Source organism: Marinobacter orientalis, assembly GCF_004792665.1.
Lineage (GTDB): Bacteria > Pseudomonadota > Gammaproteobacteria > Pseudomonadales > Oleiphilaceae > Marinobacter > Marinobacter orientalis.
Window position 1 is genome coordinate 1 of record NZ_SRZX01000002.1, and the last position, 13,068, is coordinate 13,068.

Sequence of the window (13,068 nt, forward strand, 5' to 3'; positions counted from 1 at the left end):
AGCTGGAAATGCCCAAGGAAACCATTGAGCATCCCTATTTCGTGTCACACGAATTGCATGAGCCGACAGAAGAGACCGTTCCGGATCGGTCAGCCTTCGGCACTCATTGGGGCCTGGTGTTCTTCTTCGGCGACGACCCCATCACGATGCGGGATCTGCTGAAAGCTCAGGAGGATCTGGACTTCTACGTCTAGCGTCCGCCTCGAGCATCGCAACAAGTGTCCACTTATTCTTTAGTGGACACTTATTTTAACCACCTAATTGAATGCCACATCTAACCCCCCATTAATGAGGCGAACTGAGCCTTCTGTTCAGCAGGCGCTGAAAAAATGCCTGCGGATCGGGCTGGGCAACATAGTGCCGGTACGCCTTCACTGCAAAGATTTCCGGGGCCAGCTGCAAAAAGATCCGGCTGATCTGCCTCTCATGCCGGAACGCCGGATTATCGAACGCCTCCAGCAACTGCTCCCTAAGCGCTTCGGGAAGGGTCGCGAGCTGCACCACGTAGGCGATGTATTCATGGGCCTCAAGAGAGGGCTTTGGCACCTGGAAGTTGGCTTGTGCTACCGCGTGAGCTACCTCGTGTGCCACGAAGCTTTGCCACATCGTGTGGCACATGCTCATCCGGAATGGCGGGTGGCGGTGAGCCATCAACTGCGCCTGGCTGAAGTTGGGAACCTCGATATGAAAGCTTCTGGAATCGTAGGTGCCCTTCACTTCCGTGCCATGCAGGCTCAAAGGGCGATCCACCACATCGATGGTAAACACAGTATTGACGAGGAAACCCTGACTGCCCATAAATTCCAGTGTTTTACCAACTGCCTGGCACGCCAACTCGCCGTCCTCCGCCTGGTCGCTGAACACGGTGACGCCCGGAACAGGGCACGCAACTCTGGTGGCAGAGTAGCCGGGAGCATTTACCAGCCACAACAGGGCAACCAGCAGCAACCGCATGCTTATGTCCATACACCTCTTGTTAGCAATTTCGCCGACCTGGCGCATATGATCTCCTTTCCGATTTTTCTACAACTACCACGCTTCCTGGTCTACGTTTATTAAAGAGATGGCAGTATTGGTTAAGACCATTGGCAGTAATCTCGGACGATAAATCGATGATCGAACGAAAGGAAGCCGATATGAAATGGACAATCGTATCAACCGCGCTTGTGAGCTGCCTCTCCATTGGCTCTGCGATGGCACTGGCAGATTCTCACGGTAAGGACATTATGAAACTGGCCGAAGAAAAACAGTGCACGGCCTGTCATTCCGCCAGCGACGATGTGCCCCGCTCGCCCTCTTTCAAGAGCATTGCACAGAAATACACAAAGGACGATGCAGACCGACTGGTTCAGGTCGTTCTCAAAGGTGGCGAAGATCACTGGGGTTCAGCAAAGATGCCTGAAATGGATGATCGCGCTGAAGTCAGCGAGAAAGAGGCAAGAAAGCTGGTGAACTGGATCCTGGACATGCGTTCAGAAAAAATGTGAGTTTCCGGAGAAACTGTAACTGAATCAGGTCAGGCCGGTGGCAAATCAATTGTCCCCGGCCTGAATTTCCACTCAGCAGATTTGATTGAAAATCAGAAATACTCAAACTCCAGGTCCTGATAGACCCGCCCTGCATTCTTTGCAGCAAGCTCTTCGAAGGTATCGAGGTAGGACCACTGGGACTGGTCGATGTTATAGGCATCGTCCAGCCCACCACCCTGCTCCAGAATTTCAATCACAGCGTTGCGCAGGAACACGAGATACCCGCGGGTTTCTTTGGTCACTACATCAATGGTGGTCGGATCCCCATGCCCGGGTATCACAACTTCCGGGTCCAGTTGCGCTGTCATCTTGTCGAAAGACTCCACCCATGAGCCGGTGTCGGTGTCTTCAAACACGGCGAGTAAGCGCTGGTGGAAGCCGAGGTCACCGGTGATCAGCAGTTTTTCCTCGGGAATCCAGAGGGCCAGGTCACCCGGTGCGTGTCCCGGACCGAAATAATGCAGCTCGATCTTTACGTCGCCCATGTCCAGGTCGTACCGGTCTTCGAAACCAATATCGGGTACAGCAACATAGGTGCCTTTGGCTTTATCCTTGTTTCTGCGCTGCATGGAAGCCAGTTTGGCTTCACCCTCGTGTCTGAACTCCTCGATTGCCTCGTTCTGGGCAATGGCCGGAACGCCCTGGTCCCTCCAGTAGCTGTTGCCCAGCATGGAATGGCCCTGGGCATTTTCATTGACCACGTATTTGACGTCTTTGTCGGTGATGCTACGAACTGAGTTGTGGAAGGCTTTCGCCAAAAGGTAATTGTCACCGCCATTGAACACAACCACACCCTCCTGCGTGATGATGAAACTGAGGTTGTTGTTATGGCCGTGGTTTTCGTATGTGCCCGGAGCGGTTGCACCGATAGCCGAATAGACCCGGTCCGTTACTCTGGTAAGCTCCAGCTGCTCAGGAATGCCATTATCTGCGGCAACAAACCCCGGGAGTACCAATAAAGCCAGGAAAAGCCCTCGAAAATTCATAATTGTTCTCCGTTTTGAGCACATTGGAGCGAACGGCGAAGCTATTCAGGATGCCTGAAAACTGCCTCGGACAATGCCGAGTCATCCGGTAGCCCAACGATCTTGCGTAAGTCTCCATCCGGGTCTTTATAAAATACCGACGGTGTTACTGCGACAGCCAGACTTTCCATCAGTTGGTTATTGCTCTGGACCAGTTTCCGAAGCTCCTGCGGTACATTTTCTTCGGATTCCAGCCAGTCTCGCGGGAACTGGCTGTCGTGGAAATCGAGTTTACTGACCGGATCATCCGCGCCGAGCACGCTGGCTGCCTTGGCCAGACTGGAGGGTTGAATGATGCCGACCATGATATGCCGCAACTCGATGCCCCGCTCCAGATAGCGCTGGGCCTTCTCCCGGAAGGTCACACAGTAACCGCAATTGGGATCTGTAAAGGCATAGACAATACGTTCGGCGTCGCTGGGGCCTTCCGATACCCAGGCCGCATCCGCCAGTTTTTGCCAGGCTCCGCTCAAATCCGGCCCGGGCAGCCATTTTCTTATGTGATCAGCGCTGAGGTCCTGGCCAAAACCATCGGCCATCCTGCCGATGACGACGTGCTCGCCGTCCGGCATGAGGTAAAGGGAGACCGGATGTCCGTTCCTGCGGCCGACAAAGCCTTTCACTCCCCCCGGTGCCTCGAAGCTGGCTTCCACTTCCAGACCCTCATCAACCAGTACCTGAACAGCATCCGGATAGGCCGCAAAAGCCATGGAAGGCAACAGTAATAACGCGGAAAAAACTTTAATTATGGAACGTAACATATTGATAACCAATTATTTCCAAAAAGGAAGATCAAAACGACGCCATTTCCAGATCCATTTCCACTGCAGCAACGCCGGCCAGAGCGCAGTTTTCATCAGTCTCGCCGGAAGGTGCGCCACTCACGCCGACACCACCGATGGTTTCACCGCTTGCCTGGATGGGCACTCCTCCGGCGGAGAGCAGAACCTTCTCGACCTTGCCCACGGAAAACGGACCGGTAAAGCGGTCTTCCAGGGCCGAGGTCGGGCTGGTGAACGTCATGGCGGTGTAAGCCTTTCTGTAGCTCACCTCCAGAGACAGATCCATAGCCAGTACATCCCGCAATACGACCTGTGGGTGCCCGCCCCGGTCCACCACCGTAACCGAGACCTGAACGCCCTCCTCCCGGCAGGTGTCGATTGCGGTTTTCGCGATGGTCAGAGCGGTATCCATGGACAGTTTCTTGATCTCAACCATCACCGGCTGTTCGCTCTCCTGCGCAGCGACAATACCAGTGGCAGCAAGGGCTGAGACGAACATCAGGGATTTTGACAGCTTGGTCTTCATGTCACGTTTCCTTTTCAGAGCCAGACGATCATGGGCGAACGAGAACATAGCCTTTCTCAACCTCGTCCAGGATATGGGCCACCCCCACGTCGACCGGGATGCTTTCAGGGTGGAGATCCGGATCGCTTCCGGTTTCTCTCTCGATGGTATTAATGGTGTTCATGCACACGGTGAACCGGACGCCTTGGGCCATAAGGCTGCTGATTCTTTCCCGCCGGCTGTTGTCTGCATACATCAGGCGCACTCCCGGCCCGAAGGTGGTTATCTCGATATCAATCGCGTCCGGGCCGTAGTGTTCCAGAAGGTTGGCAGCAACACTGAGCACCTTGTTCTGCTTCTCCGCTTCTCCATCACTCAGTTGAAGCAGCAGGAATTTCTCGGCAAAAGGCTTGCTCTCGCTCATCGGTTCCGCATAAAGGGTGCCCGCCTCTACCAGAAGCGCCAGGCCCAGCATCACTACCATTGATCCGGTAACGGGGTATCGGTTCATCACTTATCCTGCGTAGTCTTCAATACCCGGATTGCCCGCGACATTCTTGAGGGTCGGTGTATTGAATTTGTCGATCCTGACTGTCTTCTCCGACCTCAGGTAGTCAGCAACCACGTCCCAGATTGGTCGGCCGGGTGCCCGCGAATTCACGGTGGCCCAACCAGCGACCTTGTACATCTTGCTGGCTTCGATCGGCTCGCCGTTATTCAGACGCATGTCCGAAATCCGACTGTTCATGCTGGCCGTTGGATCACAGGTATAATCCATGCCGCCGACACGCACCATGTCACCGCCCTGCTGGTAATACGGATCCTTGTTGAACAGGTTGTCGGCCACATCTTCCATGATCAGCATAAGATCGGCGCCCGACATTTCCCGGACATAGGTTTCCGGATAGGTGATGGCGGTGGCGTTCATGACATCGTCCATGGTGATTGCGTCGCCTGGTAGCACGGTGGTTCCCCAACGGAATCCCGGTGACAGCGATATCTGTGCATCGAGCACCTTTCTCTGGGCGTCGCAGATTACCTGGTCCATGGTGCCATTGAAGTTGCCCCGGCGATAAAGCAGATCGTCGGTGATAGCCAGTTTTTCACCCAGTTTGTCCAGGTACGGTGCCCGGACTTCCTCGATAAAGCTGGTCATGGACGGATCGGGCTTGATCAGATCGGAGAAAACCGGCAAGAGCTTGTATTCGTAGCCCCGGACACCGTTATTGCCAATATCCAGATCCAGTACGGCAACGTATTTGCCGTTGGTACCGGCATTGCCTACCAGGGTTGTACCGCCGGGATTTTTCACTTCGGTGGGTTGCGGGACCGCGTCATGGGTGTGACCGCCCAGGATGGCGTCGATGCCGGTCACACGGCTTGCCATTTTGAGGTCCACGTCCATACCGTTATGGGAAAGCACTACGACCGCATTGACTCTTTCGTTGTCCCGGATTTCGTTGACCAGTGCCTGCATCTCGCCTTCGCGGATTCCCATACGCCAGTCAGGGATGAAATACGATGGATTGGCAATCGGTGTATAGGGGAAGGCCTGGCCGATGATCGCAACGCGCTTGCCACCCAGTTCGCGGATGGTATATGGCTTGAAAACGCGCCCACTGGCCTCGTCGTAGGCTTCCGCACCCATGAACATGGCTTCATCGGACAGGAAAACGTTCTGCGCCAGGAACTCTCCCTTGAAAGCACTCAGATTCTTGCGAATCTGCTCTTCCGGATAGGTGAATTCCCAGTGTGCCGTCAGGATATCAATGCCAAGGCGGTTACTGGCTTCCACCATATCCTCGCCCTGGGTCCAGAACGCGGTGCCGGAGCCCTGCCAGAGATCACCGCCGTCAAGAAGCAGCGAGTTACCCTCACCAGCCTGTTCCCGCAACTGATCAATGAGGGTCTTGAGATGGGCGAAACCGCCCAATCTTCCGTATTCCTGCGCTGCCTCGGTGTAATTGAGATAGGTGAACGCGTGGGACCGCCGGGTATCTGACGGAATACCGAAATGATCCAGGAAGTGGCTTCCGACCAGGTGCGGGACCCTGCCCTTGCTGGGCCCAACCCCCAGGTTCACGTTGGGTTCGCGGAAATGTACCGGTAACAACTGGCCATGAATATCGGTGAGATGAAGCAATCGGACATTGCCGAACTTCGGAGCGTCGTACAGTCCCTCGCCGCCTTTGGCCAACGCAAGTTTCGGAGCAAGCCCTGCTAAGGCTGCCGCTTGCATTGCCATCAGGAAGTCTCTGCGGGAAATTGTCACTGCAGTCTCCTTTCTTTTGTCGTTGTTGGAGTTACCCCGACTGGCCTCCTGCCGTCTCGGGGAAAGCCGGACAGGTCCGGCGTGAGAGGTCAGTTACCAATGGCGACGTTGCGCCAGGCCTCCTGTTGCTTTTTGCGCTGAGCGACCGACTCCTCGGCAAGTTCCAGAGCTTCTTTGGCCATGGCTTTGGCTTTCTCATAGTCGCCGTTGTCGGCAGCGGACTCTGCTGCCGACAACCGGTCCGAAGTGACCGTCCACTGGAAGGTTCCAGCGTCCTTATGGGTGCTTTGTGCCTTCGCGAAGAGATCATTGAAGTCCTCTTCGGGGCCCGCCTGGGCGGCCAGCGGCACAGACAGCCCAAGCGAGATACCGATTGTCAGTAAAGCCTTGTTCATTGCGATTCTCCCTCTCCATTCCCGGCTAAGGCCGGGTTGCCGGTCCGACCACTGGCAGGCCATTGCTCATGTAAGTCAGGAAATACTCAAGATTACGGTATTCCTCGCTTTGCGCCGGCAACGGTTCCGCGCGGACGTTGTTGTTACAGCCGGCGAAACGGCGATGCAGCGTACCCAGCTCACCCCATTTGGAGCGATGTACCGGGAAGTTTGCCGGCTGCCCAAGGGTCGGAGACAGCAGGTCTGCCCGAATCCACTTTCCCGGATTCTGGACATGGCAACTGGCGCAGGAGAAGTTGAGCTGGCCACGCCGGCTGTAATAGAACTCCTTGCCATCCTGGTAGGCAACCTGCGCCTCGGCATCATCCGGGACCTTGATATCAAAGGGTTTGCCCTGGGAGGTGGATGCCATGTAAGCGGAAATTGACGCAATCGGCCCCTTCTTCCACCCCAGAGGCGGCTCGCCGTTGGCTTCGCGGCACCGATTTATAGCAAGTTCAAGCGTGATGACCTCATTCTTCACCGTGTCGAAGTACGGATAGTTCTGACGAATACCAATGCCGTTATTTGCAAAACAGCTGGCGTACGTCTTGCCATTGGCAAAGGGCGTCTCGAACATCACCTTCCCTTCAGCAACCGCAAATTCATAGGGCGGAAAATCCTGCATGGATGCCCACTGTTTGCGGCGATCTTCATCCAGGGCGTACTGGCCGTTGACGAATTCCTCGATCGCAACGTCCGGGAACATCTGCTTGAAGTACTCAACCGTCTCTTTCCGGTCTTCTTCCGGTGTGGAGCCCGCCTGTACCTGAGGCACTGCGAGCGCTACCCCGATAGCCACCAGAATGACTTTCGCTTTAAGCATGTCCAATTCTCCTTTTCGGCGATTCAGGACGTACCCGCCCGCCGACAATCTTCAGGCGATCGTTGCGGTAGTTGAATCGCTTTCGCCTTCGTTATCGATCCAGCTGATGGTCAGCTCGTCACCTTTTTTGGCGCCCTTGAATCGACACTCAAGGAATGGATCTTTGGATACTGCCGGTCCCCAGTTGGCAACAACTACATCCTTGCCTTTGTGGGAAATGGTCAGAACCTTGATAAAATGAGGGGGAATAACATTACCTTCCGAATCCTTTACAAACCCTGAATCCATCGGGTGTCGAACCAGGGCTTTCAGCGACGTCACATCGCCATTCTGTACTGCACGAACTCTGATACTGGAAGCCATTCTTGTTCTCCTGTCCGGTTAGCTGTCAGCCGCCGCAGCCGCCAACGGTCACTTTCACGTTCTGGGTTGCCTTGTAGGCCTTACCATCAGAAATAACGACTGCCACCACATCCGTTGTCTCGGCCATTTTCAGGCGATTCGATATGAAGGGCAGTGCGCCCTCGGATATATCGAAGTAGGCAGCCAGGGCATTCGGATTCTTGGCTACCAGCAACGCGATGCCGGTCACATTGGGGAGCGTAGTTTCGACAGTCACGGGTACTACGGCGCCGTTCTGTGCAATGGTCGGCAGATCCATGGTGATCTGGTCCGATTCACTCGCTTCCATCCCGTACAGTTCAGCAATGGTTTCATCCACCCCCGGGGTATTGAATGCCTTCTCCGGCCAGCCGGACGCATCGGGGGCGGTTGCCGCCTCCACTCTCAGTGGCACGATGCCGGAACCCAGCGCAAAGCCGGCAACTCCTACGCCCAGCATCCCTTTCAAAAAGCCTCTTCGCCTTTGGTCAGTCACGGTAACTCCTCCTCAGCATTTAGAGCGTATACAGGTAATCCATGATCCGGTTGATTTCCTGTTCGCTCAGGATCATGTGTCGTCCGAATGGCGGCATCACCGTCACCGGGTTGAACTGGGTTTCGTCCCAGATGCGTTTGAACAGAATCTCACGGTCGGGAAAGCGTGATTTCATACCCACAAGTTCCGGGCCGATGTTGCCAGTCAGCTTGCCGTCATCCATCTGGTGGCAGGCCAGGCAATTACCATCGGTCCGGCTGAAAGCGAGCTCCTTTCCCCGGTCAATGTCAGCCTGGGTCGGTTCGGCAAACACCGGCCCGGTGGCACTCAGTGCAAGTGTGGTCAAGCACACGAAAATTAATCCTTGGCGCATCACGCAGTCCTCCTCGGCACTCGTTGTGGAGCCTTGCGCTCCTGGTCAGCCTTCACTCTGTTATCCCCTCATCGAGGGGGCCTGTCGTGCTTGGTGTCAGGTTCTTGCCCTCCGCCGAGTCGGATACGGTCACCTCATCTTTGCAATCCTTCATGCAACGCTCGTTGTTCACAACCGGCCGCGGATCGTCCCAGATAAAGCCATCCTGATTGGGCATCTCCACTTTCGGGAGTGTCTCCCTGTTGGCAACAAAGTCCCCGTCCACGATGTAATTGAGATTCAGAACATAGGCGGTCAGGGCATAAACCTGGTCATCCGACAGCGATTGAGGCGCAAAGAAAGGCATGGCTCTGTGGATGTAGTCCCAGAGCGTTGAGGCGTAGGGCCAGTAACTTCCCACCGTTTTTTCCGGGCGGTCTTGGTCGAGGCTGCCCTCGCCGCCCGCAAGCTTGGGGTAGCGCCCCATGCCCTCTCCGAAGGAACCATGGCAGGACGCACAATGAGTCTCGTAAACAGCCATGCCTTCATCGACAGAACCGCTTCCCTCGGGCAGACCCATGCCGTCAGGGCGAATATCAATGTCCCAGGCGGCGATCTGTTCATCCGTCGCGGATTCGCCATACCCATAGTGTCCCGCCTGCTCTGCAGAACCGACAACGGGCACTGAAGCCAACAGGATGCCGCAACAGGTTGCGGCGAACAGGCGTGGTGATTTATGAAAGCTGAACATTGACCACACTCCCGTCTGCGTTGACTTGCCAGGTCTGGATCGAGTTCTTGTGATAAATAGAGTTGGTGCCACGAACCTGCCTGAGCTGAGCCAGAGTCGGTTGCACATACCCGGTTTCATCAATGACCCGGGATTGCAGCAGTGCGGGATTGCCGTCCCACTTCCACTCCAGCGAGAACCGGGTCAGAGATTTGGACATAACCGGCTCCCGCAGTTGCGCCTGCTGCCAGTTCTGGCCGCCATCGACGGAAACGTCGACAGCTTTTACCTTCCCGCTGCCGCTCCATGCGAGCCCTTCAATCTGGTTAATACCCTTGCCACGCAATGGCATTTCCGGGCACGGCGATGTGATAACCGACTTGGCTTCCATAACCCAGGTAAAACCATGGGCTGTGCCGTCTGGCATCAGATCGGTGTACTTGGATGTTTCTTCGCGCTGCATCCACGGCTTGTCGCCCACTTCCAGCCGGCGCAGCCACTTCACGTGGGTATTACCCTCCCAGCCCGGCACTACCAGGCGGATGGGATAGCCCTGCTCGCGACGCAGCGCCTCACCATTCTGGGCATAAGCCACAATGACATCATCAAGGGCTTTCTCGATCGGAATGCTCCGGGTCATGGCGGCACCGTCTGCACCCTCCGCCAACAACCACTTGCCCTCCGTCTTGATGCCGACATCCTGAAGCAGCGTGGAGAGTCGGACACCGGTCCATTCGGCACAGCTCACCATACCGTGCAGGAACTGGAGTGAATTGAGCTGGGCACCCCGCCATTCCATGCCGCCGTTGGCCGGGCACTCGATAAAGTTGACCTGTGAAACACTGGGAAATCGCTGCAGATCTTCCATGGAGAGGATGATCGGGCGCTCCACAAGGCCATGAATCATCAGGCGGTGTTGCTGAGGATCAATTTCCGGTCGGCCAGCATGATGGCGCTCGAAGAAAAGACCGTTCGGCGTGATGATGCCTTTGAGGTGTTGAAGTGGGGTAAAGCTGATTGACGAGACTTTGTCGGCGGTCAGCCAGGGAACATTCCTGCGGATGACCTCTTTTTCAAAGGGCGATGGAACACCGTACGGATCGGCAACCACGCCCGGCCCAAGAGTCCGGGTCCACGCTGGTATCTCGGGCGGATACTGTGTCCCCGCCAGGGCCTTCGGAGCGATGCCTGCGAGGGCACCTCCCACCATGACACCACCGGCGGTGAACAGGCCGCTTCTGAGAAAACGTCTGCGTTCTGCTGAGGGTAAGCGTTCTGACTCTTCCAGGACCACTTTGGACATGTCCCGGTTAAGTCGGCGGAGTTTGCCGAACATATTGGTTTTCTCCTCCTTCGATGCCCTTTCGGAACAGTGGGCCGGCACTCGGTGCGCGGGACTGGCGGGCAATCTTGTTGTTTGTGTTATAAGGATATAACTTATGTATAAACCTCTCAGTGCCAGCTTACAAGTGGTTTTTTATCCGGAGGGGGTACGATCTTCGCTGTAAAACTGTCTTTTTAATGCAGCTAATTTGACATGAAACAAGGCAAATACAGACACTTATATGCTGCGAAAAAACTCCAGGGAGAGGCTGAAATGACGGCAAAAAAAATTAAAACCGCTATCAGATCTACCGGTATGGCTGTCGCAATCCTGATCGGAACAGGAACGCTGGCGGCCGAATCCTCGCCGGGCTACCCCCCGCTCTCGATTACGTTTGAGGCAGAACCAGTGAGCGTGGACAACGTTTACTGGTTTTCCGGCCAATCGGGAGTGCCTGGAAAGCAGAACCAAGGCTTCACAGCCAACGCCGGATTTGTAATCACTGATGAAGGTGTGGTGGTATTCGATGCCCTGGGGACGCCAAGCCTGGGTGCCGCAATGGTTGATAAAATACGCGAACTGACGGAATTACCCATCACTCACGTTGTTATCAGTCATTATCATGCGGACCATGTTTATGGGCTCCAGGCCCTGAAGGATCTGACCGGAGCGCAGGTCATCGCCCACGAAGCATCCTCTGTCTATATCAATAGTCCGGACGCAGGCCAGCGCCTCGAACAACGCAGGCAAGCTCTGTCGCCGTGGGTAGATGACAACACCAGGTTGGTCGCCCCTGATGTCACCTTTGAGGAGGAAACAGTGCTGGAATCCGAACATTACCGATTCCGTATCGTGCATGCAGGGCCCGCCCACGCGCCGGATGACAGCCTGATGATGGTGGAGCCCGCCGGTGTTCTGTTTTCCGGGGATATTATCCAGAATGACCGTGTTCCATACCTTGCCAGCTCCGAGGTGAACACCGGTAACTGGATGAGCGCCATTGATAAAGTCAGGGAGCTGAATCCCCGAATCCTGATACCCGGGCATGGCCAGGCATCGGAAAACGCCATGGAGGCCCTCAACTTCACCTATGACTATCTGGCGTACGTCAGGGATCGCATGGGGGCAGCGGTTGAGGAGTGGACCGAGTTCGAAGATGCCTATGAACAGACGGACTGGTCCCGTTACCAAAATCTGCCGGCGTTCGATGCGTCCAACAAGGCCAACGCCTATCGCGTTTACCTTGAAATGGAAAAGGCTGCACTGGGTGGCGGCTAGGAAATCAGCGCACAGTACGATCAGCCCAAAGTAGTTGCCCGGGTGAACCTGTTCACTGAGCTGATTTCCTTCCCATTCCAGATAAACTCGAAATGGGCACTCTGGACAATACTGCGAACGTGCCTGGGCGTGAACAGCCCCCAACAGGTTGCACCGGGCTTTCTCACCGAGTGATATTGCAGCCCTTCTGAACCTGCCTGGTAAAGCTTGCGCCCGAAAAGCCGTGAAGCTGCATAACTCTCAGCGTGGTAAATCGGGTCTGCAAAGGAAATGGTGGTGGCATCGTGGAGTGCTGTCTGCCCTACTCTGCACTTCAGCCCCCGGAAAACCAGCCTGTCGTAATCCAGGCCATGAACGCCCTGCCAGTAACGTGACTGGTGATAGGCCACTTCGGCAATGGCAGTATCGATGCTGTCGCCCATATACAGAACACCGTACTGGCCATCGCTGAAGCGGCTGCCCTCCGGGTTCACATGGGTGAACGGGCCGGTGGCGTAGGAGCACCCGGGGATTCCGAAGGGGATATCTTCTTTTCGCACCAGGTTGAGGTTGCCCAGCTCGGTCTGCAATCGGGGGTTGGTCATCGCCTGAAGCTCATAAAGAGCCTCGAACTCGTCCTCATCCGCGACATCGTCAAACAGGCTGATGGGCGGGTATTTGGAATTGATCAGGCGATAACCGCTGATGCTGTCGGCTTTGATCAGCGGTGGCAGCTCCTGGCTCACCAAAGCCCCCCGCGCAGTATGTCGATACGCTTGAAGGTTTCATAAAGCGCTGAGAACTGGCCTGTACTGATGATTTCCAGGGGGCTCCTGCCATTAAAGAACGGATTGTCGTTCTTCAGGGCCATAAAACCGTAGACGTTCTTCGGATTCTCGAAGATCGTGCGCAGGCACCCGTGAATATTCACAAGGTAGCTCAGCCGCTCGATCTGGTCGTGGGTCAGGTTGGCCTGCTGCGGATTCTTGCGGTACTTGTAGTACGCCGGGCGTGAAATCTGCAGGATTTTCTGAACCTGTTCCGGCGTACAGCCCCACCGGTCCAGAATTGTGAACACCGTTTTCAGGCCAACGCCAGGCGCTCTGCTTTTCTCAATAGGTTCAAGCTTCTGTGCATGGTTCATGGATATCACCA

Annotated in this window: 17 protein-coding genes and 1 pseudogene; 3 read left to right on the forward strand and 15 right to left on the reverse strand. The window is 55.5% G+C overall.

What is annotated here, in order from left to right; genetic code table 11:
* Window positions 1–194 (forward strand): annotated as a pseudogene (locus DIT72_RS08285) (carboxylate--amine ligase); the annotation flags it as partial.
* A gap of 91 nt (window positions 195–285) precedes the next feature.
* On the opposite strand, the gene DIT72_RS08290 reads toward DIT72_RS08285, so the two are convergent.
* The gene (locus DIT72_RS08290; protein WP_323053138.1) at window positions 286–1,002 is read right to left on the reverse strand and encodes a DUF6639 family protein; all 717 of its coding nucleotides are present in this window, start codon (window positions 1,000–1,002) and stop codon (window positions 286–288) included.
* Between the two features lie 134 nt (window positions 1,003–1,136).
* Between DIT72_RS08290 and DIT72_RS08295 the strand changes: the two genes are divergently transcribed.
* Window positions 1,137–1,487, forward strand: coding sequence for a c-type cytochrome (locus DIT72_RS08295; protein ID WP_168355041.1), 351 nt, complete (start codon window positions 1,137–1,139; stop codon window positions 1,485–1,487).
* A gap of 92 nt (window positions 1,488–1,579) precedes the next feature.
* Here the strand turns inward: DIT72_RS08295 and DIT72_RS08300 are convergent, their stop codons facing one another.
* The 12 genes from DIT72_RS08300 to soxC form a co-directional block, all read right to left on the reverse strand.
* Window positions 1,580–2,515, reverse strand: a complete 936-nt coding sequence (locus DIT72_RS08300; protein ID WP_135954780.1) for an MBL fold metallo-hydrolase — start codon at window positions 2,513–2,515, stop codon at window positions 1,580–1,582.
* A gap of 41 nt (window positions 2,516–2,556) precedes the next feature.
* Window positions 2,557–3,315: a thiol:disulfide interchange protein DsbG gene (dsbG, locus tag DIT72_RS08305; RefSeq protein ID WP_135954781.1), complete on the reverse strand. Its 759-nt coding sequence runs from the start codon at window positions 3,313–3,315 to the stop codon at window positions 2,557–2,559.
* Window positions 3,316–3,346: 31 nt separating this feature from the next.
* On the reverse strand, window positions 3,347–3,862 hold the full coding sequence (locus DIT72_RS08310) for a GlcG/HbpS family heme-binding protein (protein WP_135954782.1): 516 nt from the start codon (window positions 3,860–3,862) through the stop codon (window positions 3,347–3,349).
* Window positions 3,863–3,890: 28 nt separating this feature from the next.
* Window positions 3,891–4,352: a DsrE family protein gene (locus tag DIT72_RS08315; RefSeq protein ID WP_135954783.1), complete on the reverse strand. Its 462-nt coding sequence runs from the start codon at window positions 4,350–4,352 to the stop codon at window positions 3,891–3,893.
* A 3-nt stretch (window positions 4,353–4,355) separates the two neighbouring features.
* Window positions 4,356–6,113, reverse strand: coding sequence for a thiosulfohydrolase SoxB (gene soxB / locus DIT72_RS08320; RefSeq protein ID WP_135954784.1), 1,758 nt, complete (start codon window positions 6,111–6,113; stop codon window positions 4,356–4,358).
* An 89-nt stretch (window positions 6,114–6,202) separates the two neighbouring features.
* Entirely contained in the window at window positions 6,203–6,508 is a 306-nt protein-coding gene (locus tag DIT72_RS08325; protein WP_135954785.1) for a hypothetical protein, read from the reverse strand.
* Between the two features lie 25 nt (window positions 6,509–6,533).
* Complete coding sequence (soxA, locus tag DIT72_RS08330) at window positions 6,534–7,373, reverse strand: sulfur oxidation c-type cytochrome SoxA (RefSeq protein WP_135954786.1); 840 nt, start codon at window positions 7,371–7,373, stop codon at window positions 6,534–6,536.
* A 51-nt stretch (window positions 7,374–7,424) separates the two neighbouring features.
* Window positions 7,425–7,736, reverse strand: coding sequence for a thiosulfate oxidation carrier complex protein SoxZ (soxZ, locus tag DIT72_RS08335; RefSeq protein ID WP_135954787.1), 312 nt, complete (start codon window positions 7,734–7,736; stop codon window positions 7,425–7,427).
* Between the two features lie 25 nt (window positions 7,737–7,761).
* Window positions 7,762–8,250, reverse strand: a complete 489-nt coding sequence (soxY, locus tag DIT72_RS08340; protein WP_206081082.1) for a thiosulfate oxidation carrier protein SoxY — start codon at window positions 8,248–8,250, stop codon at window positions 7,762–7,764.
* Window positions 8,251–8,269: 19 nt separating this feature from the next.
* Window positions 8,270–8,623 (reverse strand): sulfur oxidation c-type cytochrome SoxX, encoded by a 354-nt coding sequence (gene soxX, locus DIT72_RS08345; protein ID WP_135954788.1) that lies wholly within the window; start codon window positions 8,621–8,623, stop codon window positions 8,270–8,272.
* Between the two features lie 52 nt (window positions 8,624–8,675).
* Complete coding sequence (locus DIT72_RS08350) at window positions 8,676–9,353, reverse strand: c-type cytochrome (protein WP_135954789.1); 678 nt, start codon at window positions 9,351–9,353, stop codon at window positions 8,676–8,678.
* Window positions 9,337–10,668 (reverse strand): sulfite dehydrogenase, encoded by a 1,332-nt coding sequence (gene soxC / locus DIT72_RS08355; protein WP_135954790.1) that lies wholly within the window; start codon window positions 10,666–10,668, stop codon window positions 9,337–9,339. The genes DIT72_RS08350 and soxC overlap by 17 nt, the downstream gene beginning before the upstream one ends.
* Before the next feature lie 261 nt (window positions 10,669–10,929).
* Here soxC and DIT72_RS08360 point away from each other — a divergent pair, with 261 nt between their 5' ends.
* Window positions 10,930–11,934, forward strand: coding sequence for an MBL fold metallo-hydrolase (locus tag DIT72_RS08360; RefSeq protein ID WP_206081083.1), 1,005 nt, complete (start codon window positions 10,930–10,932; stop codon window positions 11,932–11,934).
* Between the two features lie 20 nt (window positions 11,935–11,954).
* On the opposite strand, the gene DIT72_RS08365 is transcribed toward DIT72_RS08360, so the two are convergent.
* On the reverse strand, window positions 11,955–12,659 hold the full coding sequence (locus DIT72_RS08365) for an RES family NAD+ phosphorylase (protein ID WP_135954791.1): 705 nt from the start codon (window positions 12,657–12,659) through the stop codon (window positions 11,955–11,957).
* On the reverse strand, window positions 12,656–13,057 hold the full coding sequence (locus tag DIT72_RS08370) for an antitoxin Xre-like helix-turn-helix domain-containing protein (protein ID WP_135954792.1): 402 nt from the start codon (window positions 13,055–13,057) through the stop codon (window positions 12,656–12,658). Before DIT72_RS08370 ends, DIT72_RS08365 begins: the two co-directional genes overlap by 4 nt.
* Between the last annotated feature and the right edge of the window lie 11 nt (window positions 13,058–13,068).

What these genes read in the sequence shown, in the direction of transcription:
- DIT72_RS08290 (WP_323053138.1), bottom strand. Translation starts at nt 1,002, where the DNA reads ATGCGCCAGGTCGGCGAAATTGCTAACAAGAGGTGTATGGACATAAGC.
- DIT72_RS08295 (WP_168355041.1), top strand. Translation starts at nt 1,137, where the DNA reads ATGAAATGGACAATCGTATCAACCGCGCTTGTGAGCTGCCTCTCCATT.
- DIT72_RS08300 (WP_135954780.1), bottom strand. Translation starts at nt 2,515, where the DNA reads ATGAATTTTCGAGGGCTTTTCCTGGCTTTATTGGTACTCCCGGGGTTT.
- dsbG (WP_135954781.1), bottom strand. Translation starts at nt 3,315, where the DNA reads ATGTTACGTTCCATAATTAAAGTTTTTTCCGCGTTATTACTGTTGCCT.
- DIT72_RS08310 (WP_135954782.1), bottom strand. Translation starts at nt 3,862, where the DNA reads ATGAAGACCAAGCTGTCAAAATCCCTGATGTTCGTCTCAGCCCTTGCT.
- DIT72_RS08315 (WP_135954783.1), bottom strand. Translation starts at nt 4,352, where the DNA reads ATGAACCGATACCCCGTTACCGGATCAATGGTAGTGATGCTGGGCCTG.
- DIT72_RS08325 (WP_135954785.1), bottom strand. Translation starts at nt 6,508, where the DNA reads ATGAACAAGGCTTTACTGACAATCGGTATCTCGCTTGGGCTGTCTGTG.
- soxA (WP_135954786.1), bottom strand. Translation starts at nt 7,373, where the DNA reads ATGCTTAAAGCGAAAGTCATTCTGGTGGCTATCGGGGTAGCGCTCGCA.
- soxZ (WP_135954787.1), bottom strand. Translation starts at nt 7,736, where the DNA reads ATGGCTTCCAGTATCAGAGTTCGTGCAGTACAGAATGGCGATGTGACG.
- soxX (WP_135954788.1), bottom strand. Translation starts at nt 8,623, where the DNA reads ATGCGCCAAGGATTAATTTTCGTGTGCTTGACCACACTTGCACTGAGT.
- DIT72_RS08350 (WP_135954789.1), bottom strand. Translation starts at nt 9,353, where the DNA reads ATGTTCAGCTTTCATAAATCACCACGCCTGTTCGCCGCAACCTGTTGC.
- soxC (WP_135954790.1), bottom strand. Translation starts at nt 10,668, where the DNA reads ATGTTCGGCAAACTCCGCCGACTTAACCGGGACATGTCCAAAGTGGTC.
- DIT72_RS08360 (WP_206081083.1), top strand. Translation starts at nt 10,930, where the DNA reads ATGACGGCAAAAAAAATTAAAACCGCTATCAGATCTACCGGTATGGCT.
- DIT72_RS08370 (WP_135954792.1), bottom strand. Translation starts at nt 13,057, where the DNA reads ATGAACCATGCACAGAAGCTTGAACCTATTGAGAAAAGCAGAGCGCCT.